General features: G+C 60.1%; 21 protein-coding genes and 1 riboswitch. Of the genes, 10 read left to right on the top strand and 11 right to left on the bottom strand.

Annotated features, from left to right (window positions below):
* Positions 1-199: 199 nt before the first annotated feature.
* Positions 200-1,450: a sensor histidine kinase gene (locus ACM62R_RS07495; protein ID WP_415183436.1), complete on the bottom strand. Its 1,251-nt coding sequence runs from the start codon at positions 1,448-1,450 to the stop codon at positions 200-202.
* The gene (locus ACM62R_RS07500; protein WP_415183437.1) at positions 1,447-2,100 is read right to left on the bottom strand and encodes a response regulator; all 654 of its coding nucleotides are present in this window, start codon (positions 2,098-2,100) and stop codon (positions 1,447-1,449) included. The genes ACM62R_RS07495 and ACM62R_RS07500 overlap by 4 nt, the downstream gene beginning before the upstream one ends.
* Positions 2,101-2,247: 147 nt before the next feature.
* On the opposite strand from ACM62R_RS07500, the gene ACM62R_RS07505 reads away from it, so the two are divergent.
* Entirely contained in the window at positions 2,248-3,900 is a 1,653-nt protein-coding gene (locus tag ACM62R_RS07505; protein ID WP_415183438.1) for a phosphoethanolamine transferase, read from the top strand.
* The gene (locus tag ACM62R_RS07510) at positions 3,900-4,295 is read left to right on the top strand and encodes a diacylglycerol kinase (protein WP_415183439.1); all 396 of its coding nucleotides are present in this window, start codon (positions 3,900-3,902) and stop codon (positions 4,293-4,295) included. Before ACM62R_RS07505 ends, ACM62R_RS07510 begins: the two co-directional genes overlap by 1 nt.
* Before the next feature lie 261 nt (positions 4,296-4,556).
* On the opposite strand, the gene ACM62R_RS07515 is transcribed toward ACM62R_RS07510, so the two are convergent.
* From ACM62R_RS07515 to mprF, 4 genes are all read right to left on the bottom strand, one after another.
* A complete protein-coding gene (locus ACM62R_RS07515; protein ID WP_415183440.1) occupies positions 4,557-4,856 on the bottom strand; it encodes a hypothetical protein in 300 nt (99 codons plus the stop codon).
* A gap of 10 nt (positions 4,857-4,866) precedes the next feature.
* The gene (gene metK, locus ACM62R_RS07520) at positions 4,867-6,036 is read right to left on the bottom strand and encodes a methionine adenosyltransferase (protein ID WP_415183441.1); all 1,170 of its coding nucleotides are present in this window, start codon (positions 6,034-6,036) and stop codon (positions 4,867-4,869) included.
* Positions 6,037-6,124: 88 nt separating this feature from the next.
* Entirely contained in the window at positions 6,125-6,538 is a 414-nt protein-coding gene (locus tag ACM62R_RS07525; RefSeq protein WP_415183442.1) for a DUF3293 domain-containing protein, read from the bottom strand.
* Between the two features lie 42 nt (positions 6,539-6,580).
* Positions 6,581-6,684, bottom strand: a riboswitch (SAM-I-IV-variant riboswitch).
* Positions 6,685-6,799: 115 nt separating this feature from the next.
* Complete coding sequence (gene mprF, locus ACM62R_RS07530; RefSeq protein WP_415183443.1) at positions 6,800-9,433, bottom strand: bifunctional lysylphosphatidylglycerol flippase/synthetase MprF; 2,634 nt, start codon at positions 9,431-9,433, stop codon at positions 6,800-6,802.
* A 175-nt stretch (positions 9,434-9,608) separates the two neighbouring features.
* Between mprF and ACM62R_RS07535 the strand changes: the two genes are divergently transcribed.
* The 4 genes from ACM62R_RS07535 to ACM62R_RS07550 all read left to right on the top strand — a co-directional run bounded on the left by ACM62R_RS07535 (position 9,609) and on the right by ACM62R_RS07550 (position 12,491).
* Positions 9,609-9,809, top strand: a complete 201-nt coding sequence (locus ACM62R_RS07535; protein ID WP_415183444.1) for a hypothetical protein — start codon at positions 9,609-9,611, stop codon at positions 9,807-9,809.
* Between the two features lie 210 nt (positions 9,810-10,019).
* Positions 10,020-10,370 carry a PepSY domain-containing protein gene (locus tag ACM62R_RS07540; RefSeq protein ID WP_415183445.1) on the top strand — a complete coding sequence of 117 codons (351 nt, stop codon included), beginning with the start codon at positions 10,020-10,022 and terminating at the stop codon, positions 10,368-10,370.
* Positions 10,371-10,437: 67 nt separating this feature from the next.
* A complete protein-coding gene (locus ACM62R_RS07545; RefSeq protein WP_415183446.1) occupies positions 10,438-11,112 on the top strand; it encodes a winged helix-turn-helix domain-containing protein in 675 nt (224 codons plus the stop codon).
* Positions 11,109-12,491 carry a sensor histidine kinase gene (locus tag ACM62R_RS07550; protein ID WP_415183447.1) on the top strand — a complete coding sequence of 461 codons (1,383 nt, stop codon included), beginning with the start codon at positions 11,109-11,111 and terminating at the stop codon, positions 12,489-12,491. Before ACM62R_RS07545 ends, ACM62R_RS07550 begins: the two co-directional genes overlap by 4 nt.
* Before the next feature lie 138 nt (positions 12,492-12,629).
* On the opposite strand, the gene ACM62R_RS07555 is transcribed toward ACM62R_RS07550, so the two are convergent.
* The 4 genes from ACM62R_RS07555 to iolD are packed head-to-tail and all read right to left on the bottom strand — an operon-like array spanning position 12,630 to position 17,165.
* Positions 12,630-13,460 carry a class II fructose-bisphosphate aldolase gene (locus ACM62R_RS07555; RefSeq protein WP_415183448.1) on the bottom strand — a complete coding sequence of 277 codons (831 nt, stop codon included), beginning with the start codon at positions 13,458-13,460 and terminating at the stop codon, positions 12,630-12,632.
* The gene (locus ACM62R_RS07560) at positions 13,457-14,299 is read right to left on the bottom strand and encodes a 5-deoxy-glucuronate isomerase (protein WP_415183449.1); all 843 of its coding nucleotides are present in this window, start codon (positions 14,297-14,299) and stop codon (positions 13,457-13,459) included. Before ACM62R_RS07560 ends, ACM62R_RS07555 begins: the two co-directional genes overlap by 4 nt.
* Before the next feature lie 14 nt (positions 14,300-14,313).
* On the bottom strand, positions 14,314-15,294 hold the full coding sequence (iolC, locus tag ACM62R_RS07565) for a 5-dehydro-2-deoxygluconokinase (RefSeq protein ID WP_415183450.1): 981 nt from the start codon (positions 15,292-15,294) through the stop codon (positions 14,314-14,316).
* Positions 15,294-17,165, bottom strand: coding sequence for a 3D-(3,5/4)-trihydroxycyclohexane-1,2-dione acylhydrolase (decyclizing) (gene iolD / locus ACM62R_RS07570; protein ID WP_415183451.1), 1,872 nt, complete (start codon positions 17,163-17,165; stop codon positions 15,294-15,296). The genes iolC and iolD overlap by 1 nt, the downstream gene beginning before the upstream one ends.
* A gap of 125 nt (positions 17,166-17,290) precedes the next feature.
* Between iolD and ACM62R_RS07575 the strand changes: the two genes are divergently transcribed.
* Genes ACM62R_RS07575 through ACM62R_RS07585 form a run of 3 tightly spaced genes read left to right on the top strand, consistent with a single transcriptional unit; the run spans position 17,291 to position 20,484 of the window.
* Entirely contained in the window at positions 17,291-18,406 is a 1,116-nt protein-coding gene (locus tag ACM62R_RS07575) for a Gfo/Idh/MocA family protein (protein WP_415183452.1), read from the top strand.
* A 13-nt stretch (positions 18,407-18,419) separates the two neighbouring features.
* A complete protein-coding gene (locus ACM62R_RS07580; RefSeq protein ID WP_415183453.1) occupies positions 18,420-19,313 on the top strand; it encodes a TIM barrel protein in 894 nt (297 codons plus the stop codon).
* Between the two features lie 13 nt (positions 19,314-19,326).
* Positions 19,327-20,484, top strand: a complete 1,158-nt coding sequence (locus tag ACM62R_RS07585; protein ID WP_415183454.1) for a Gfo/Idh/MocA family protein — start codon at positions 19,327-19,329, stop codon at positions 20,482-20,484.
* Between the two features lie 5 nt (positions 20,485-20,489).
* On the opposite strand, the gene ACM62R_RS07590 is transcribed toward ACM62R_RS07585, so the two are convergent.
* Positions 20,490-21,491, bottom strand: a complete 1,002-nt coding sequence (locus tag ACM62R_RS07590) for a LacI family DNA-binding transcriptional regulator (RefSeq protein ID WP_415183456.1) — start codon at positions 21,489-21,491, stop codon at positions 20,490-20,492.
* A gap of 208 nt (positions 21,492-21,699) precedes the next feature.
* Here ACM62R_RS07590 and ACM62R_RS07595 point away from each other — a divergent pair.
* Positions 21,700-22,589 (top strand): sugar ABC transporter substrate-binding protein (locus ACM62R_RS07595; protein ID WP_415183455.1); only part of this gene is annotated, 890 nt, incomplete at its 3' end.

Consider the following 22,589-nt stretch of genomic DNA (forward strand, 5'->3'; position numbering starts at 1 on the left):
CCAGAGATCCCCGCGCCCGTCGCGGGGATCAATCCATGGCCGGAAGATTGCCGGTGTTGTCAACCCGACCGGCCCCCAAAGAACCGATCACCCTTGATCAAGTCGCTGCATGACTGCGGAAACTTATCCGCGGCTGCGTGTGATGGCGATGGAAGAAATAAGCCGTTGCCCTGCCCTCAAAGACAATGGGAATCGCGGTTCAGGTCTCGCTCACAGTGGAAAGGGGGACATCAAGACTAAAGGCGATGGTGTTTTCTTCTGCCCTTCGGGTCAGCGTTACGCCCATTGCTTTTGCCAAAGCGGTGATGATGGACAGGCCCAGCCCGCTGCCGTCAGACCCTTCGCCGGGCTCAAAGCGGCTGGCAGCAAATGTTGGGCTGGCGGTCGGGTTTTCAATGGTCAGTGTACCATTGCCCATCAGACGGACTTTGATCGTGCCGATCCCGTGGTCTACGGCGTTTTCCAGCACATTGCGCAGCAAAATGGCCAGGGCATCGGGATCGGCAGCAACCATCAGGCGGTTCAGATCACCGTCATCGAACTGGATGGCATGGCGGCTGCGGGGACGAATATCGCGAAGCAATAGCCCCAAGATACGCAGCATATCTGCAGGGCCCTGCCCGATACCCACGCCGGCTTCGGACCTTGCCAGTTGCAACAATCGTTCAACCCGCCGTGTCAAGGCGTCGATGGTCGGGACGGCTGCGGTTGCGTCCGGGTCTGCCGACAGCTCCAGCCGCGCCCGAATGGTGGCCAAGGGTGTTCGCAGTTCATGCGCCGCGTTGGCGATGAAATCACGCTCGGCTTTGCGCAACCGGTCGATACGGCCAAGATAGCTGTCAAAGGCGCTGGCCAGGGGTTGCAGCTCTTGCGGCAGGTTCTGCCCGTCCACTGGTGACAGGTTGTCGGGCTTGCGCAGGGCCACTTCGGCGGCCAGCGTATGGATGGGTACAACCGTATCGGCAGCCAGACGGCGCAGGCCCCATACCAATAGCACAACCAGCGGAAACACCAGAACCAGAAAAATAGACGCGGTTTCAGCAATCTCCTCGCGCCGCCAGTCGGTGGATTGAACAGCCTCGATCACCATGCCTTCGGCGCTGTGGCGCAAGACGCGCCAGCCCGGCACATCGTGAAATCCGTCCGTTGTCAGGGCAGGCCATGGGGCCGGTGGTTCGGGCCCATCCTTAGGCAATAGCCGCAAGATCCGTTCTGAATCATTCGTCTCAACCCCCAGCGAGCGCGTCACCCCGGCGTCTTGGGCAGTATCCAGGAACAGCACGGCGGTTTCGACCAGAACCTGCAATTCCTCGTCAAACATCTCATTGAGCTCAACGGTCATGACATAGGCGGACAGGCCAATGGTCACCAGCCAACCACCGATCACAAGGCCCAGAACCCGGCGGGTCAGGCGCCCACGCAATGACCAGGATTTACGCGGGGGCGTCATGGTACGATATACCCAAGCCCCCGGCGCGTTTCGATCACCCCCGCCCCCAATTTCTGCCGCAAGCGCGAAATATAAACCTCGACGGCGTTGCCTTCGATGGCCGCATCGAAATCATACAATGCCTCTTGCAGGGCTGCCTTGGGCAGCAACCGCCCCCGTGCCCCCAAAAGCGTGTCGAACAAGGCCCATTCGCGTGCGGTCAGGCGCACCTCGACCCCGTGGTGCCAGACACGGGCAGCGGCGCGGTCAACCTCCAACTTGTCAACCTGCACCCGTGCTTCTGGCATCCCTTGGCCACGGCGCGCATGGGCACGAATGCGGGCGGACAACTCGTTCAGATCATAGGGTTTCACCACATAATCATCGGCCCCCGCATCCAGCCCCGCAATCCGGTCGCTGATCTGATCGCGGGCAGTGGCGATGATAACCGGCGTTTTGTCGCCTGCCGCCCGCCATGCCCGCAGCAATGACAAACCGGACCCATCCGGCAGACCCAGATCAAGGATAACACAGGCATATTCCGCAACATCCCGCGCGGCCTGCGCGGTTGCGGCGTCAGGGGCATGATCGACAGCGTGGCCGGCACGCTGAAGAAACCGCAGGACGGAGCGGGCCAGATCTTCGGTATCTTCGACAAGCATCAGGCGCATGGCACTGGATAGCGCACGGAGGCGGGCGCGGCGACAGAAAAATCTATGGAAGGGCCGCGGATTGTAAGGTTGGCGAAAACTTGTGCTGCGAATGCCCCTGCACACAGAGGCACCCCGGTGCCCACACCGCTTATTGCAGGAAGACCCATGACCGACCCCGCCACGAAACCTGCCGCGCATTGGCGCCTTGCCCGTCCAACCCTTGGCCACACCACGCTAAACCTGATTATCGCCAGCTATATCATGGCCGTGCTGAACACCGGTTTTTGGGCGCGGGTGGTAGATGCCTTGCCGGATTCGCGCCTGCAACAGGGCCTGATGGGCGTGGCGTTTTGGGCGCTTACCATATTGTTTTTGGAATTGCTGGGCCCGTGGCGATTGCAAAAACCGGTGGCAGCGGTGCTGCTTATCATCGCGGCCAGCGCCCAGTACTATGAACGAACCTTTGGCGTGTTGATCGACCGTGACATGGTGCGCAACATTTTTGAAACCACGGTCACGGAATCGCGTCACCTGATGACGGGCGGCGCACTTGCCCAGATCGCGCTGACTGGTGTCTTGCCCGCGCTGTTGATCTTTTGGCCAAAGGTGCGCAGGCCCAAGGTTTGGCATCTGATATGGCGCTGGCCGCTGGGGATCACGGTTTCTCTTGCGCTGTTGATTGGGGCGCTAGGCGTCGACTACAAGGCGTTTTCTGCGGTCTTGCGCGAACGCCATGATTTGAGCAGCGCCTATCAACCCGGTGCGTCTGTTGTAGCGGCGGTTCGGTTTGCCCGCGAAGAATGGGGTGGCCCCGACCCGATCGCCCGCCCTTTGGGCCGTGACGCACACCCCGGTCAGGCCCTTGCCGGTGCAAAACAACCCGTACTGCTGGTGGTATTTGTCGGTGAAACGGCGCGGGCGCAGAATTTTGGCCTGGACGGTTACGAACGAGACACGACACCGGGGTTACGCGCACGGAACGTGATCAATTTCAGCGATGCCTCCTCGTGCGGGACCTCGACGGCCGTATCCCTGCCCTGCATGTTCTCGCGCCTGCCGCAGGCCGATTATTCTCGCTCGGCATTTCTGGCCGAAGAAAACTTGCTGGATGTCTTGGATCACGCGGGGTTTGCAGTGGAATGGTTTGATAACAACACAGGCGACCAACGCATCGCCACCCGGACAGGCTGGCAGCGGGTCGATGCGGCGTTGAACCCCGATGCGTGCAGCGTCGAATGCACGGACGAGGTGTTCTTGCCGCTGATCCAGGATCGGCTGGACACAATCACCCAAAACACCGTGCTGGTGTTGCACATGATCGGTAGCCATGGCCCGGCCTATCACCTGCGGGTAGCGCCCGAACGCGCCCTGTTCCAACCAGCCTGTGAAACCGCGCAATTTTCCGACTGTACGCCAGAGCAGATTGTGAATGCCTATGACAATACGATCCTGGAAACCGATTTTGTCCTGTCTCAGGCCATTGATATGATGGCTGCGTCTGACCGTGTGTTGCCCGCGATGCTGTATATGTCCGACCACGGTGAATCACTGGGGGAAAACGGCCTGTACCTTCATGCCGCCCCGCGGTTCATGGCGCCCGCCGTGCAAACGCGAGTGCCCTTCGTGATGTGGCTGGATGATGATTTTGCCGCTGCATTGGCGATGGATGAAACCTGTCTGGCTGATGCTGCGAACCAGTCTGTAAGCCAAGACAACTTTTTCCACAGCGTGCTAGGTTTGCTGGATATAACCACCGCGGCCCGCAGTGAGTCCCTGAACCTGACCTATGACTGCCGCACCCGGCCGGTGCAAAGCTGATGACCGCGCAGGATCCAGAAACCAAGCGCACGGTTGTTCCACCCCGCAGCGGATTGCTGCATATTGTGGATGCTGCGGGTTATTCGCTGGCGGGGTTCAAACGGCTATGGGCAGAGACGGCGGCACGGCTGGAAATAACGGCTGCGGCCATCGTTACTGTCGCGTTTGTGTGGCGCGGCGCTGCCGCCTGGCACTGGGGCGTCATGCTGGTTCTGTTTTCCCTCGTGCTGGTTGTCGAAGCCCTGAACACCGCCATAGAGGTTCTGACAGACGGTATTTCACCGCATTGGTCCCAAATGGCAAAAGACGCCAAAGACCTGGGGTCTTTGGCGGTTGGGTTGATGTTGGTTGTTAGCGGTGCTTTTGCAGGGCTGGTAATTGTTGGGGTGCTTTAGGCCCTCACGATCTCGGTTCTTGACCGGCTGAGGGCCGCGCGCCGGTCAGATAAGGGTTCGCCGCGCAGAAGCCTGTCCGCGCGCTGCAATAGGTTCCAATCGGTCTTAATTTTGTGAATCTGCATCAAAAGAACAATCCGCTTTGCCATGTCTGATGCGGTTGATGCCAACGTTTCGGATGGACCTGTCTTCCGTGATGACAAATTCAATCAGAGCCTTTGCTTGGGCGTTCATTACGAAACCTCCTCATAGCACATATCTTTAGGTCACCGGCACGGATGTGTAGAGGCCAGCTTCGCACAGGCCGATCCACCGTTGACCCAGGGTGTGACCCAGCTTTCGGCATGTCGCCACGACCGCATCCCGGTCGTGGCTCGCTATTTGAATAAGCAACGTGGGAAGTTCCTTGCCTTCGAAAATTCCTCGGGCAGGAAGTGTTGTGAACGAAGGAAACTGTTCTCCGACGATTGCCAATATCCGTTTTTCCTCGGCTTCGGTGAACGGTTTGAATGCCTTGTTGCCGGCATAAATCGAATAAAGCGGTGCGTTGGTTAAGGGCATGGTCCAGTCCTCAAAACATTACAGATTCAGACTCGGTAGCTGCTTTTCGGGGCAAAAACAGCGCGCCCTCCCAAGGCAGGCCCTGCCGGCCGAAATGACCCAATGCAGCCGTTTGTCGAAATATCGGTGTGCGCAGATCCAACCGCTTGATTATTGCGGCTGGGCGCAACGCCTCGTTGATATCGACACCCAATTCCCGGTAGCGTTGCGCAGGTGGTGTGCCGCGCCCGGTGCCGAACGTCTCGAAATCCACTGCCACGGGCCGCGCTTCCCCGATGGCGTAGGCGACACGGACCTCACAGGTATCGGCCCAGCTGCGCGCCACGACATCGCGAGCAAGCTGCCGCGCAGCATACGCGGCGGACCGGTCAACCTTTGTGGCATCCTTACCGGAAAAGGCGCCGCCCCCGTGGCGCGCCATGCCACCATAAGTGTCCACGATAATCTTGCGCCCGGTCAGCCCGGCATCGGCCACAGGCCCACCATAGATGAACGTCCCCGCAGGGTTGAGATGCAACCTGATGTCGGGTCGAAAGCGGGCGCCAAGAACCGGCTTTATAATCTCATCTCTCAACAATGAGCGCAGTTCGTCGAGCTTGATTTCCTCCGCATGCTGGCTCGAAAGCACGATCGCAGAAATGCACTCTGGCTGACCGTCGGCATAGCGAACTGTCACCTGCGCCTTGGCATCCGGACCGAGGATCTTCCCCCAATGTTCTGACTGGCGAAGCTGCCAGTGTTTCTCCATCAGGGCATGTGCCAGCGTTATGGGCAGGGGCATCAGGGCCGGGGTTTCGTTGCAGGCAAAGCCGAACATCAGGCCCTGATCCCCGGCGCCCGTATCGGCCGCATCAACGCGCGCACCGATTTCCCGAGATTGCTTTGATAACTGCTCAACAATCCTGATCCGGTCAGCATCGACACCCCAGCGCGCATCAATGTGGCCGATATCACGCAAGACCTGGCGCGCAATTGCCTCTGTATTGATGGCTGCGTGCGTGGTCAGCTCACCCAGGATGCAAAGCAAATCACCCTTGATTGCCACTTCGACGGCAACGCGCGAATACGGATCCTCTGCAAGGCAGGCATCCAGGATCGCGTCACTGATCTGGTCGCAAATCTTGTCGGGATGGCCATGCGAGACGCTTTCGGATGTGAACAGGCCGGTAATGTTCTGCATTGCAAGTCTTCCTCTCTTTAGTGCTTTTGGCAGGGTGCCGCGGCGCACAAGCTGATATTCAAATGCCGCTGGTAAGCTCTTGTTACTGTTACCAAGCGCTGAAAACGAGCTCTGCCGCTTTGCTGCGCTCGATCCACACAAAGGCGTTCTGCTGGTATTTGCGAGCAAGGCTGACGGCTTTGTCGCGGCTGATGCCCAGTGCGAAAAGGCTTGGCTCAGGTGGCCAGCCGCCGATCCGGCCTGTGCCAACGCCATCAAGGACCGAAATGCAATGCGCTGCCAGTTCGGCAGCAAGAGCATTTTGTGCGCGCGCATTTTCGGCACTCGATCGTCGTTGGCTGTATGGATTCCACGCGGCAACATAGGCCGCCGTCGAAACCCTGAGCGCGTCCATCAAGGTATCACATTCGGCGCAAACTTCATCTATACGAAGGGTAAAGGGCCTTGTCGCATGGACCAGATAATCGGTTTCCCGATAAGCCTGCAAAATGCTTTTATCCAAGAAAAAACCCTCCGCCGTAATTGCGAGGAGGGCTGACATACTCTACGACCCGTTGGTTGCCACCATGGCCGCATCCCCTTTCGGGAACCACCTTGCCGGGTCACGGCAGGTTGGCGAGGGCGTCAGCCCCACTCAAGATGCTGAAACGAAAATGATGATGCTCAACGCAAGTGTCAAGTCCCTTCGCGCATAATGTGCTGCTGTCGAAAGGCCGCTCTATGTGAACGCCATCAGGCCCAAGGGCTACATTCATTGTTCCGCTTAGGCTGGTTCTGCTTCTTTTGCGGCACCCCGAGAAAGGGCTGCTGACGATGGCTGTAAACCACCTGCTATAAGGGCTGCCGCGTCGGCTGCGATGACCAATATATTCGCCTGCGGCTGTGCAGCCAGAAACCTGGGGCGCCACTCGGGGTCAAATTTGTTCTTGAAGGCACGAAGCCCCTCAAAATTGTAAAAATGCCTGCCGTGACGATAGACCAGATCTGCCAGCTTCATTGTCCAACGGCTGCCGCGACGTGTTTCAAGGCCCGAAAGCGGGGCCATTCCCAGACTGAATGCGGCATAACCTTCGGCCTTGAGATGCAGCATGATGGCGATGAACAGATATTCCATCAGCCCCGACGGCGCATCATCCACATGGCGCATGAGATCAATCGTGGCTTTGCCCTTCAGGTCCGTCGTCAGGATGTTGGCAAAAGCGACCATGCGGCCATTATGATAGGCCACCGCAATCGGAAAACGGCGCAGATACGCTGCATCAAAGCGCCCGACCGAGAATTGCTTTTCCTTGCTTTTCTTATCTGCCAGCCAGTGATCCGAGATTGCATGCATCGTTGCCAGCGTCGGGTCATCAACCGGGGCGGAAAGAACCTGAAAACTTAGCCCATCCCGTCCCGCGCGGTTATAGGTGGCGCGCAGCTTTTTGCGATTGCTGCCGTCAAGCGAGAATGTGTCAAGGGGAACCACCCCTTCTTCGCCCATCTTGTGCAGCGCGAGCCCCATTTCGGCCCATAAGGGCAGGTATGTTGCAGACACCTCATAAAAGACGGCGCGGCCATTTGCGGCGTTCGCTGCATCATAAAATTCCCACACCAGTTGGCCCGCGGCCTCTGGGTCGCCAACCGGGTCGCCAAGGGCTATCCATGATCGCCCTTGCACGCGGTACATCAGAAAGGCGCGCCCGTTGTCCGCGAACAGGATTGATTTATCTCCGGTCAGAACGAAATTTGCGTTGGGATTGGCCTGGGACGCCACAATCGTCTTTGCGCGGTCCAATTCTTCTGCGGTGGCAAGTTGGGCCGTAATCCGGGGCGGACGTAGGGCCATGATCAAGATCAGAACGGCGACGACAACAGACCCCACAAGCCCCGCCCGCAATGCGCGGGGCGCCGCTTGATCGGTCGCGAATTGCCACCACAGATCCGCGCTAAATGGGGTTGCCTTGTGTGCAAAGAAAAGGACACCCATGGCCGCAATCAAGACCGAGGCAACCAGCAGCAGCCAGCGCAGCGACAACGGGCTTCGTGTGAGCCGCGTGCTGCGGAAAAACTCGCGCTTGCACGGCATCAGGATAACCAGCATGACAAGCAAAACCACGGCGCGGTCATAATCCAGACCCTGCATCAATGAGGCGACAATCCCCGCACCAAGCGCCAGCATCGCCAGCCAATATGCGCCTTCTGCGCGCCGTAACATGCCATGTGCGATGACCAGCAAGGCCACGCCAATCGTGCTGGATAAAAGCGCGCCGCCCTCGACGAAGCCCAAGGGAAGCAAAAGCTCCAACTCATCGGCCAGATCGCTGGAAGACGGGATCAGTGATGACAAAAGCATGACAACGCCAGATGCAAAAATCATGGCGGACATGGCCAGCGGCACAACCGCACTGACCGCGCCAAAAACCGGCGCAAGGGCCTGAAACGCGGGGGATCGCACTTTACCGCTGGCCATATGAAATTCGCTGACCGCCAAAAGAACAAGTGCCAGCGCGAAGGGCACAAGATAGTAGATCAGCCGATAGAGGAGCAACCCCGCGGCGGCCTGCTCGACCGGAACCGAGGCGGGAAGCGCTGCGATGATAACGGTCTCAAACACCCCAACGCCGCCGGGTACATGGCTTGCGACGCCCGCAAAAATGGCGGCGGCAAAGACCGCAAGGAAGGTTGCAAACCCAAGATCATTGGCGGGAAGCAAAAGGAAAAGCACGGTGGCGGCCATCAGGATATCAATCGCCGTAAACAGGAACTGCCCGGCCATCAGGCGCAGTGAGGGTGCCTTGAACCGGTGGCCGCGTATAGCAATCTCTGACTTGCGCAGACCTAGCCCTGCGACCAGCGCAAGAGAGGCCAGAAGTGCGGCAATAGCGCCCCATCTTAGCGCCACGGGGCTGATGGAGGTGAGTGATTGCAAGGCATGGGGATGATAGGCCAGCGCGCCAAAGCCGATCACCGACGCGCCAAGGCCAAACGCAACCGACCCGAAAACCGCAATGGCCGCGATGTCATATCCGGTCAGGCCCAAAGCGGAATAGATGCGATAGCGCACAGCGCCGCCAGTGATCGGCCCGGCACCGATGGTATTGCCAAGGGCATATCCAAGGAACCCGCCGGTCACGATAATCGGCAAGGGCAGTTTTTTGCCAAGATACCGTAGCGCAGACCAATCGTAACCAACAAGGGCCGCATAGGCGGTGAGCATGGCCAGCAACGCCAGAACGATGATGTGCAGCGGCGTCGCACGCACCTGCGTCATCACCTGTTTCAGGTCAACTGGCTTAAGCAGATGATAAAGCGCAAAGGCCCCGAGCGCGAACAGGGCCGCAGTAAGAAAATAGGGCAGCAGCGGCTGAACGCGTTGCCACCAGCCATTGTTCACAGGGGTGGTCGCATCACTCATCGTGGTTTTCCAATGATTTATCGGGTGTCGGCAGGTCGCTTCTACAGGCTGATCCCCATTTGCGTAAGCAGTTTCCAGCGGGTTTTCGGAATATGGATAATTTGTAATCTGGCGGTCGGGGAAGGGTCATCTGCCAATCATAGGTTTGATCCCTGGAGCAAACAGGAGTCTGATCATGAAAAGAATTTACCGCATCGCCGCATTCAGTTTGACGGCATTGGGCGGGCTGGCCGCTATCGGGATCGGCGCGATGATCGTTGCGACCGCCATTGTGATCGGTGCTTTGGCGGCACTTGCAGCCAAGCTGGCGATCAAGGGCCGGGTGAAACAGCCAGACATCGAGGCGAGCTTTGACGCGGAACAGGCCCCTATCTGACGGGATTAACAGACGTCACCACCCATGGTGATACTACATTAAGGGGCGGGGGGTGAAAGCTCTCCGCCCTTCGCCCTTCTCAGGCCGCGAAAGCATCAATTCCAAACATGGAAAATCTGTAATCTTGCCGACACGCGGCCGCATATACGCCCCCCTATGTTGAATACACGGGGGCGACAAGGTGATCGCCCGGCAATCTAGGAGATAACTATGAAACGCAACGCAATCTTGACCCTGGGCTCGGCTGCCCTGATGTCCCTCGGCCTTCTCGGCGGTGCTGTCACAATGGCATCCGCTGACACCAGCCCCGCCGAAGCGCAGGCGTTTTTGGCAGCCCCCGGTTCGCTTTCAGCCGCAGTGAGTGCTGCGGAAACAAGCACCGGTGGCAAGGCCATGAGCGCTGATTTTGAAGAGGATGGTGTCGATGCAGGCATGTATGAGGTCGAAATCGTCATGCCCGACGGCACTGTGACCGAGCATCTGGTCAACCCGGCGGATAATTCGGTCAAAGCCGCACCCGCAGATGATGACAAGGATGAAAAAGAAAGCAAAAGCAACTGAGCCCAAATCCCTATAGGGTTCATCGGCGGGGCGCATCGCTCCGCCGATTTCTGACAACAGGCGATCTATGAAAATTCTGGTGATTGAAGACGATAAAAAAACCGGGGCCTATATCGCCGAAGGCTTGCGCGAGGAGGGTCATTCCGTGGACCTGTTCGCCAATGGCGCCGAAGGCTTGGTGCAGGCCAGTGTCGGCAATTACGATGTGCTGATTGTGGACCGCATGTTGCCCGGTATCGACGGGATCAGCCTGGTAAAAACACTGCGCGGTGCAAAAAACCGTACGCCTGTATTGTTCCTGACCTCGCTTGGCGGGGTCGATGACCGGATTGAGGGGCTGAATGCAGGCGGCGATGACTATCTGATAAAACCCTTTGCCTTTGGCGAACTCAGCGCCCGCATTGCCGCCCTCGCGCGCCGTCCGCAGATGCAAGACGAGCCGACGGTCTTGAAAGCCGCCGATCTGGAAATGAACCTGCTGACCCGCAAAGTGACGCGCGGCGGTCAGCTGATTGACCTTTTGCCCCGCGAATTCGCACTGTTGGAGCATCTGCTGCGCCGCAAAGGCCGGGTGCAGACCCGCACCATGCTGATGGAGGCGGTCTGGGACATTCATTTCGACCCGATGACCAATGTCGTCGACACCCATATCAGCCGCCTGCGCCGCAAGGTCGATAAGCCGTTTGAGACGGAGATTATTGAAACCGTGCGCGGCTCCGGCTACCGGATTGACGCGGAATGAGGCGCCTTTGGCCCATACGCTCTACCCCGCTGCGGCTGACGGTCGTGTTTTTGGCGATATTGATCCTGTCTTCGGCCGCCAGCTTTGCGACCGCTTACCTTGTTATCCGGGCCAATTTTGAGTCGACCCTTGAAGATGAAATTGATCAAATCATTGATACCTACAAGGCAATTGAGGATCAGAATGTCTTGATTGATCGTCTGAATGAAGACGTGAAAATCACCGACCCGGAATTGACGATCCTGCATTATCTTCCTGATCGCGGGTCAATCATTGCCAATGTTGATAGCCTTCCCACGGTCGACGACTTCACCATCCTGGATGAAAAGGCAATCGGCGCGGGCCATGATGATATTTCGGCCAGCTATCTTGCCAAGGGCAAGCGCGTGGGGAAAGGGCAGTTGACCGTCGCCAAAACCCGCGAACAGGTCACGAAATTGGGCGAGATCATCTTGTCCGTGGTTCTGATCGGCCTGCTGCCAACGATTTTATTGGCCTCGGGTGCGGGGGCGCTAACTGCCCGAAATGCACGGCGGCGCATCGACGGAATTCAGAAAACACTGGGCGAGTTGACGGCAGGCCACTTGGCTGCGCGCGTGTCGGTTGTGGCGCATGACCGCGATGACCTGACCGCGATCAGCGCCGCCGTCAACACCATGGCCACCGCGCAAGAGGCGCTGATTGCCTCGATGCGCCAGATCTCTGCCGATATCGCCCATGACCTGAAGACGCCCATTCAGCGCGTGGCGGTTATTCTAGACGAGATCACGACAAAGACGGTGCTTAGCGAAGGTCAGGACGCACTTTTGGATCAGGCGCTGTCTGAAACGGACCGCATCGTAAAGACGTTTCAGGCGCTGCTGCAACTGGCACAGATTGAAGGTGGCGCTGTGCGTGACCGCTTTGTCCCCACTGATCTGCAACGGATCGCAGAGGATGTCGTCGATTTTCTGGGGGCAAACGCGGAAGAAAAGGGATATCGCCTCGAATTTACCTCGAATGGCACAAAACCGTTCAATGCCCTTGGGGACAGACATCTTTTAACGCAGGTTCTTGCGAATCTGATCGAAAACAGCCTGCGCCACACTCCAATCGGTTCAACAATCCGGGTTGATCTGTCACGCCATGCGGGTCATGTGATCCTCAGTGTCACCGATAACGGACCGGGGATTCCTGTGCATGAGCGTGAAAAGGTCCTGCGCCGTCTTTACCGGCTGGAACAAAGCCGAACGTCCGAGGGTAACGGTTTAGGGCTTAGCCTTGTCGCCGCTATCTGCAACCTTCATGGCGCACAATTGTTATTGGCCGACAATAATCCCGGCCTGCGGGTCCGTATTGAATTTCCTGACTTTGAAGAAACTGCAGTTGCGATGCATTGACAAGGAACAGGAAGAGACGGCCCCCATGACGGGTTTCAAGGCTTTCCACCGCCCTCCATGCCTTTGCCGGGCCCACGGCATGATCATGTCCTGTAAAGGGGCGCCCTCAAACACCGGCAAGATTTGCGGCCTAAGCCCCTAGTGCGGCCCGATCGCGCGGATTACCTGACGCGCCGCCGCCATCACCGGATCCTGCGTTTCGCGCAAAATCGCGATGCGGTCGAAACGCGCGGGGTCCGCGTTGACCGCCGCCCGCAGCGCCGCGCCAAAGACCATCCGCAGTTCGGTGCCTATGTTGAACTTGCAAACCGCCGACCCGCGCGCCAGCGCCGTGCGTTGCGCAACCGGCACCCCCGACCCGCCGTGAATGACCAGCGGCAGATCCGTCAACGCCTCGATTGCGCGCAACCGCGCCTCATCAAGGCCGCCCTCATGGTCGGTCTGCAAATGAACATTGCCAACCGAAATCGCCATCGCATCCACCCCGGCCTCTCGGGCAAAGCGCGCAGCCTCTTCGGGGTCTGTCCCGGCGGATGCGGCCCCCCCCGAATAACCCACAAAGCCAATCTCGCCTTCGCACGAAACCCCCGCCGCATGCGCCATTTCCGCAATCGCGGCAGTTTCGTCAATATTGCGCTGCAACGGGTGTTTAGAGCCGTCAAACATCACCGAGGTAAAGCCGCTGTCCACCGCGATGCGGCATTCCTCGGCGGTATAGCCATGATCCAGATGGGCAACGACAGGCACGCTGACGCTATCGGCCAGATGGCGAAACATCGCCCCCAGAACCGGCAGCGGCGTGTGGGCGCGGCACGACGGGCCCGCCTGAAGGATCACCGGCGCGCCTTCGGCCTCGGCGGCCATGACATAGGCGCGCATATCCTCCCACCCCAATGTGACCAGACCGGCCACGGCATAGCCACCCTTCAGCGCGGGTCGCAGCACCTCTGATAGCGTTGCAATCGTCATTTGAACTTCGCAATCATATCCATGATCCCCGGGATCGTTTTCAGCTGTGCGGCATGTGTGGGCTGAAAATACTGCTTCAGGCTGCGCTGGCTAAGCCCGCCAAGGATGGTGAAATAATACATCTCATACCCCGGCAGAACGGCGCAGGGGTGATACCCCTTGTCAATCAGCATCGTTGACCCATCGACGATGTGATAGGCATCGCCGGGTTCATTATCGACCCGTTGCAGCATTTGCAGGCCGGACCCGTAATTCGGCCGGAAGCGGAAATTATAAGTCTCATCATGGCGGGTTTCGTCGGGCAGACGGTCGGTGTCATGCTTGTGGCTGGGAAAGCCCGACCAACCGCCCTGCCCCACGGTAAACAGCTCTGACACCAGCAACCGGCCCACGCGGTCATGCTGCTGGGCGCCCAGAATATGCTTGATCTTGCGGTGCGTCTTTGTGTCGTCCGAGCCGTATTGAACCAGATCAATCGCATCGGCGCGCACCGCGAACGGGGCAAGCGTCTGGTCGTATTTTGCGCCCGCCACAAAGATTTCGGCACTATCGGACAGACAGGTGATGCGCGCTCCGGTATCGGTGGGCACATAGACGCCTTCGGGTTCGCCGTCCCAGACATCGGCGGTGCGGGTGCCAATATCGGCAAAGGTCTGGCCCGCCACCTCAACGGTAACGGTGCCGGTGGCGGGCACGACGCAGGTTTCATACCCCGGCACGCGGTAATCGAAATGCGCCCCCCGGCGAAGCTTGACGATGTTGAAATAGTTCAGCGGCACCAGATCGTTATCGGTATCGACGATGGGTTTGTTGTGGTTGTCATAGGGGGCAATATGCATCGGGTGTGATCCTTTCAAACGGTGCTTGGCACGCCGTTGCGCGCCATGAATTCATCCAGTTCGGCGGCCGTTGGCATCGCCGGCGCGCAACCCACCCGCGACACCACGATCGCCGCCGAGGCCGAGCCGCGCAAGATCGCCTGTTCCAGGTCATGCCCCGCCACAAGCGCCATGATCAGCCCCCCCAGAAAGCTGTCACCCGCGCCGGTCGGCTTTAACGCCTTTGTCGGGTAAATGCCGGTGCGCAACTCACCGGTGGGGGTAATCGTGATGGCGCCGTTTTCGCCCATCTTGTAGACGACAATCTTTGCGCTGCTGGCCGCCAGCGCCCGCGCCTTTTCTAGCCCCTTGTCGTAGCTGCCGGCGATAAAGCCAAACTCGACATCGTTGCCCACGATCACATCGCAAAGCGCACTGGCCCGCGAATAAACCTCTGCGGCAACCTCGGCCGAGGGCCAGGAATAGGGGCGGTAATCCACATCAAAGATCAGCGGCAGACCCGCCTTGCGCGCCAGATCAAAGGCCCGGAACGCGGCGCTGCGCGACGGTTCCGCCGCCAGCACGGTGCCGGTGGTGATCAGCGCCGAATAGGGCGCATAATCCACCGCCTCTACATCGGCCAGGGTCATTTCAAAATCGGCAGCGCCATTGCGGTAGATGACCGACTGATGGTCCTCAAGCCGCGTTTCGACAACCGACAGCGAATTGCGCGCCTCGCCGCCAACCGGGGTTACATGGGTGCGCCCGACGCCGTAGTGATCCAACTGGTTCAGGCAAAACCGCCCGATGGCATCATCCGCAACCCGCGTAAGCAACGCCGCCTGCCCGCCCTGCCGGGTGATCGCCACCGCGATATTGGCCGAAGAGCCGCCCAGACAGGCCACAAAACGGGTGCCGTCCTCGGTTCGGGTGCCCGGCGGATCGGGGTAGAAATCCATTCCCGCGCGGCCGACAACCAAAAAGTTGCCCCCCTTCAGGCGTGCCAGATTTTCCATCACACACCCACCCGTTGATCTGCCCGGCCTGCTTCCCATTCGGCATGGGCGTCGCGCACCTTTTTGCTGTCGGAAACCTCGGGGGTGCCCACCTCCCACCAGGCATGGCCACGGGTGGTCCACCCCTCATAGGGGTCCACCTTCATCACGATCACGCAGGTGCGGGGGTTGGCCCTCGCGCGGGTAAACGCCTCGGCCAATTCGGCGGGGTTAGACACTGTTTCGGTATCTGCCCCCAAGGCGGCGGCATGGGCCGCAAAGTCAACCGTGAACGGCGTGGGGATGGTGGGGCAATCCGCGATCAGGTTGTTGAAGCTTTCATTGCCGGTGTTGTTTTGCAGCTTGTTGATGACCGCAAAGCCGCCATTATCCAGCACCAGTACGATCAGCTTTTTACCCGTCAGCGCCGCCGAATAGATGTCCGAGTTCATCAGCAGATAGGACCCATCCCCGACAAACACGATCGTATCGCGGTCGGGTTCATTTTCAGACTGCGCGATGCGGGCGCCCCAGCCCCCCGCAATTTCATACCCCATGCACGAAAAGCCGAATTCGACATCAACGGTGCCAATACCCAGGGTGCGCCAGTTGGCAACCACCTCGGCGGGCAAGCCCCCCGCTGCGGTGACGATACGGTCACGCGGGTCGCAAAGCGCATTCACCACGCCGATGGCCTGCGCGTAGGAATTGGGCCGGTTGCCATGGGCCACATTCGCGGCAACATAGCTGTCCCAATCCGCGCGCTCTTTTTGCGCGGCATCAACCCAGGGCGCGGGGGCGCGGTGGCTACCAAGCGCCTGCCCCAGCGCCACCAGCCCCAGCTTTGCATCGCCCACAACCGGCAGGGAAAGATGCTTGCCCGCATCATGGCGCGCCGCGTTCAGCGAAACCAGCTTCGCATCTTGGGCAAACGCCGTCCAGGAACCGGTGGTGAAGTCTTGCAGCCGGGTACCAACGGCCAGGATCACATCCGCCTGCCCCGCAATGGTGTTGGCGCTATCGGACCCGGTCGTGCCGATCGGCCCGATATTCAGCGGATGATCCGCCAGCAGGTTGGCGCGCCCCGCGATTGTCTCGACAACGGGAATGGCGTGCGCCTTGGCAAAGGCGGTCAGCTCGGCCGTGGCGCGGGAATACTGAACCCCGCCCCCGGCAATGATCATCGGCCGTTTGGCGGCGCGCAGCGCATCGGCGGCCGCGGCGATCTCATCCGCGTCAGGGGTCTGTCGGCGGATCCGGTGAACGCGCTTTTCAAACAGCGATTCGGGATAGTCGAACGCCCAGCCCTGCACATCTTGCGGCAGCGCAATAAAGGCCGGCCCGCAATCGGCCGGGTCCAGCATCGTGGCCAACGCGGCAGGCAGCGACTGGATGATCTGCGCGGGGTGGGTGATGCGGTCCCAATAGCGCGTCACCGCCTTGAACGCATCGTTCACCCCCACCGTCGGGTTGCCGAAATGCTCCAACTGTTGCAGCACCGGGTCCGGCAGGCGGGTGACAAAGGCATCGCCGCACAGCATCAGCACCGGCAACCGGTTGGCATGGGCAAGGGCTGCCGAAGTCAGCAGGTTCGTCGTGCCCGGCCCCGCCGATGCGGTGCAAAACATGAAACGCTGGCGCAGGTGGTATTTCGCATAGGCCGCCGCGGCAAAGCCCATGCCCTGTTCGTTCTGGCCCCGGTAAAGCGGGAACGAATCACGCACCGCATACAGCGCCTCACCCAGACAGGGCACATTGCCATGCCCGAAAATCCCAAAGCCACCGCCGCAGATTCGCGTCTCAACGCCGTCGATGTTGATATACTGGGCCATCAGATAGCGGATGATGGCCTGCGCGGTGGTCAGGCGGACCGTTTTCGGTTTGACACTCATCTTTTTTCCTCGGTGCGGTTGGGTGGGTTTTGGCGAAAGTTCAGCTTGCCCCTTGCGTGACATTATAGCCCCGGCTAAACATATTGCAACCGGTTGCAACATCAGAGTCGAAAAGGCGCGAACACATGACCCAGATAGGCATAGGCATCGTCGGCGGCGGATATATGGGCAAGGCGCATGCGGTTGCGATGGCGGCGGTTGGCGCCGTGTTCAACACCGCGCTGCGCCCGCGTCTGGAAATGGTCTGCGCCTCAAACCCCGCCTCGGCCGAACATTACCGCACCGCCTACGGCTTTGCGCGTGCCACCCATGACTGGCGCGAAATGATTGCCGACCCGAAGGTTGAGGCGGTGATCATCGCCTCACCCCAGGATACCCACCGCGCCATTGCCGAGGCAGCCTTTGCCCACGGCAAGCCGGTGTTTTGCGAAAAACCGCTGGGCGGCTCGCTCGATGACAGCCGCGCGATGGTTGCGGCCGCCAAGGCAGCAGGCGTCGTCAATATGGTCGGCTTCAACTATGTGCGCACCCCCGCAACCCAGTTCGTGCGCCAGTTGATAGCCGAGGGCGCCATTGGCGATATAACGTGGTTTCGCGGTGAACATACCGAGGATTTTCTGGCCGACCCGGCCATCCCCGCGAACTGGCGCACCCGCGATATGGCGGGCGGCACCATGGGCGATCTGGCGCCGCATATGCTCAACTGTGCGCTGGCCCTGCTGGGGCCGATCACCGAACTTGTCGCCAAGGTTGAAACCGTTCACGCCACCCGCCCCGGCCAAAACGGCCCCGAAAGCGTTGGCAATGATGACCACGCACAGATGATGTGCACCTTTGCCAATGGGGCGATGGGGCAGATGTATTTCAGCCGCATCGCAACCGGGCGCAAAATGGGCTATGCCTATGAAATCACCGGCACCAAAGGCGCGATCCGCTTTGACCAGGAAGACCAAAACTCGGTCTGGCTTTATCAGGCGCAGGGCCCCGAGGCCAAACGCGGTTTCACCCGCATCCTGACCGGCCCCGCCCACCCCGACTACGCCGCCTTTTGTCAGGGGCCGGGCCACGGCACCGGCTATCAGGACCAGATCATCATTGAGGCGCGCGATTTTCTGACCGCCATTGAAACCGGCCGGCCGGTCTGGCCAACCTTCCGCGATGGGTTGGAGGTCAGCCTCGTGGTGGCCGCCGCCCTTGCCTCTGCCCACGACAAACGCTGGCACACCGTCACTTCAGCCTGAAAGGTATACCACCATGACCATCCGCATCGGTAATGCCCCCTGTTCCTGGGGCGTCGAATTCGCCAACGATCCGCGCAATCCGCCCTGGCAGCAGGTGCTGAAACAATGCACCGAGGCCGGTTACAAAGGGATCGAGCTGGGCCCCATCGGTTTCATGCCCGAAGACCCCGCCGTGCTGGGTCAGGCGCTGGCCGACCATGACCTGACACTGATCGGCGGCGTCGTGTTTCGCGCCTTTCACGACCCGGCAACATGGGATGAGGTGATGGACGCGGCGACGCGCACCTGCAAGGCGCTGGTGGCACACGGCGCGCAACATCTGGTGTTGATTGATTCGATCTCGCCGCGCCGGGCGCCCACCGCCGGGCGCGCGGACAAGGCCGAACAAATGGACCCCGCCGAATGGGGCGCCTTCCGCGACCGTCTGAAAACCGTGGCAAAGATGGGCAGCGAGGAATACGGCCTGACCGTCGGCATCCACGCCCACGCCGCCGGCTTCATGGATTTTGAACCCGAGCTGGAACGGCTCTTGGACGAGGTTGACGAAAGCATCCTGAAAATCTGCTTTGATACCGGGCATCATTCCTACGCGGGGTTTGACCCGGTGGCGTTCATGCGCCGCCATATCCAGCGCATCAGCTATGTGCACTTCAAGGACATCGACCCCGTGGTAAAGGCCCGCGTCATCGACAACGGCACCGGGTTCTATGACGCTTGCGGCCAGGGCATCTTTTGCAATCTGGGCAAGGGCGACGTTGATTTTCCGGCCGTCCGGCAGGTGCTTTTGGATGCGGGCTTTCAGGGCTGGTGCACGGTCGAGCAGGACTGTGACCCCACGCTTGACGTGAACCCGTTGGATGATGCGCGCGCAAACCGTCAATACCTTGAATCCATTGGCTTCAACTGAAAGGAATCGGCATATGACCAAATTGAATTGGGGCATGATCGGTGGCGGCGAAGGCAGCCAGATCGGCCCGGCGCACCGCTTGGGGTCAGGGCTGGACGGCCTGTTCTCCTTTGTCGCCGGCGCGCTTGACCACCGCCCCGAGGCCGGGCGCGACTATGGCCAGCGGCTGGGGCTGGCGGCAGACCGGTCTTATGGCGACTGGCGCGAAATGCTGGCGGGCGAAAAGGCGCGCGACGACCGGGTGGATCTGGTCACCGTCGCCACCCCGAACGCGACACATTTTGAGATTACCAAAGCCTATCTGGAGGCCGGTTTTCACGTTCTTTGCGAAAAGCCGATGACCATGACCGTCGACGAAGGCGAAGAAATCGTGAAAATCGCGCAGGCCACCGGCCGGATTTGCGCGGTCAACTACGGCTATAGCGGCTATTCGCTGGTCCGGCACATGCGTGCGATGGTGGCGCGCGGCGATCTGGGACAGATCCGTCTGATCAAGGCCGAATTTTCCCACGGTCACCACGCCGACGCCGCCGACGCCGACAACCCGCGCGTTCGCTGGCGCTATGACCCGGCGCAGGCCGGTGTCTCGGCGCAGTTTGCCGATTGCGGCATCCATGCGCTGCACATGGCCGGTTTTGTCGCCAACCAGACGGTGACAAAGCTGTCGGCTGACACGGTGTCGTGCATCCCCTCGCGCGTGTTGGAAGACGACGCGATGGTGAATTTCCGCATGTCGGGGGGCACCGTCGGGCGGCTTTGGACCTCATCGGTGGCGATCGGGCGCCAGCACGGGCTGACCTTGCAGGTGTTTGGCGAAAAGGGTGGTCTGCGCTGGTCACAAGAACAGCCCAACCAACTGTTCTGGATGCCACTTGGCCAACGGTTGCAGGTGATTGAACGCGGCGAAGCCGGTCTTAGCCCCGAGGCCGACCGCAGCAGCCGCGTTACCATCGGCCATGCCGAGGGCATGCCGCTGGCCTTTGCCAATATCTACACCGACCTGTCCGAGGCGATCCTTGCGCGAAAACAGGGCCGCGACATGGATCCGGCCGCCGATCTTTACCCCCGCGCCGAAGACGGGCTGTGGTCAATGGCGGCGGTGCAGGCTGTGGCCGAAAGCGGCAAGGCTGACGGCAAATGGGTCGATGCGCGCCCGCCGATGTTTCGCTAAGACAATCAGAGGGCGGGGCGCAGCGTGCCCCGCTCAATGATCCGGCAGGGGAAGATCCGCACCTCGGGGTCACGGTCGGGCTGCGCCATCGTGGCCACGACCAACTCGATCGAGGCGTTGATGATGTCCTGGATCGGTTGGTGAATCGTGGTCAGGTTGATATTGGCCCAGCCCGCCATCTCCATATCGTTCAACCCCAGGATCCCCACATCGCCCGGCACCAACAGGCCCGCATCGCGCACGGCACTAAGTGCGCCGATCGACAGCACATCATCGCCGCAGAAATAGGCCTCTGCCGGGGGGCCCTCTGCCAACAGGCGCTGCATTTCGGCGCGACCCGCCTCAAAGGCATAGCCCGCGGCAAAGCTGCTGGTGACGGCAATGTGCGGGTGCTGCGCCAGTTCCGCCAAAAACCCCGCCTGCCGGTCCTGGGTCGAGGTCGCCGTTGCCGGACCGCCCAAAAAGGCCACGCGGGCATAGCCCCGCGCCAACAGGCTGCGCGCAGCCATCCGGCCACAGTCGACATTGTCGATACCGACCGTATGCACATCTGCCACCGCCATGCGCCGCCCGAAAGAATGAACCACCGGCATCCCGGCATTCTTGAATGCCTTGGCAAAACTGGGCCGCAGCGTCGACGACGCCACAATCACCCCGTCAACCGAATACTGCCGCAGCATCCTGACCGAGGCTTCGGGGTCGTTGCTATCGGTCAGATTGACCAGCAGCGGGCGCAGTTCACGGTTTTGCAAACCACGGGTAAACAGGTCAAAAACCTCTAGAAAAACCGGGTTGTGAAAGTTGTTCGACACCAGCCCGATCAGCTTGGTCCGCCCGGTGCTAAGGGCAGAGGCAAGCGCACTGGGGGTATAGCCCAGCTCGTTTGCGGCCGTTTCCACCTTTTGGCGCGTCATCGGTGAAACCGACGCCCCCTTGGTAAAGGTGCGCGACACGGCTGAACGTGAAACACCCGCACGCAACGCGACATCTTTCAGGGTGACGGCCATTATCGGTCTACCATACTGTTGCATCACCCGGCAGGCAGCCTTGGCCGCCATTTCCGCGCGATCTCTACGCCAAGCCATATGAGTGTGCAATAATACGAACCTCTTTGCAACCGGTTGCAATGTGCGTCGATCCGTGTTTGAATTCTCGCGCAGGGCGGAGGCGACTCAGGAATCGCACCCGCCCCGACGAAACCATAGGGAGGTAACAATGAAGAAACTTCTGGGATCAATCGCGTTTGCCGCGTTGGCCGCCGCCGCGCCAATCATCGCCGCAAACCCCGCCGCCGCCGAGGGCGAACGCTATGTGCTGATCAGCCACGCACCTGATAGCGACTCTTGGTGGAACACCATCAAGAACGCCATCGCGCTCGCCTCGGATCAGCTGGGGGTCGAGGTCGAATACCGCAACCCGCCCTCTGGCGACCTTGCCGATATGGCGCGGATCATCGAACAGGCCGCAGCCTCAAACCCGGACGGCATCATCACCACGATGGTTGATGCAAATGTCCTGTCCGGTCCGATCAAAAATGCCGTCGATGCGGGCATTGACGTCATCATCATCAACGCCGGCACACCAGAACAGGCCCATGCCGCCGGTGCGCTGATGTTTGTAGGCCAGCCCGAATATGATGCCGGTGTTGCGGCCGGAAAACGTGCCAAGAAAGACGGCATCGAAAGCTTTCTTTGCGTGAACCACCTGGTCGCTTCGGCCTCGACGGTTGCGCGGTGCCAGGGCTTTGCCGATGGGCTGGGGGTCGAACTGGGCAGCCAGATGATCGACAGCGGCCAGGACCCCGCCGAAATCAAGAACCGCGTGATGGCCTATCTGAACGCCAACCCCGATACTGACGCGGTGTTGACGCTTGGGCCGACCAGCGCAGACCCGACCATTCTGGCGCTGGAAGAAAACGGCATGGCCGGGGCGATCTACTTTGGCACCTTCGATCTTGGCGAAAATATCGTCAAGGCCATCAAGGACGGCGTGATCAAATGGGGCATCGACCAGCAGCCATTCCTGCAAGGCTATCTGCCGGTCGTCATCTTGACCAACTATGACCGCTACGGCGTGCTGCCGGGCAACGACATCAACTCTGGCCC

The organism is Phaeovulum sp., from assembly GCF_047638075.1.
Taxonomy (GTDB): domain Bacteria; phylum Pseudomonadota; class Alphaproteobacteria; order Rhodobacterales; family Rhodobacteraceae; genus UBA6197.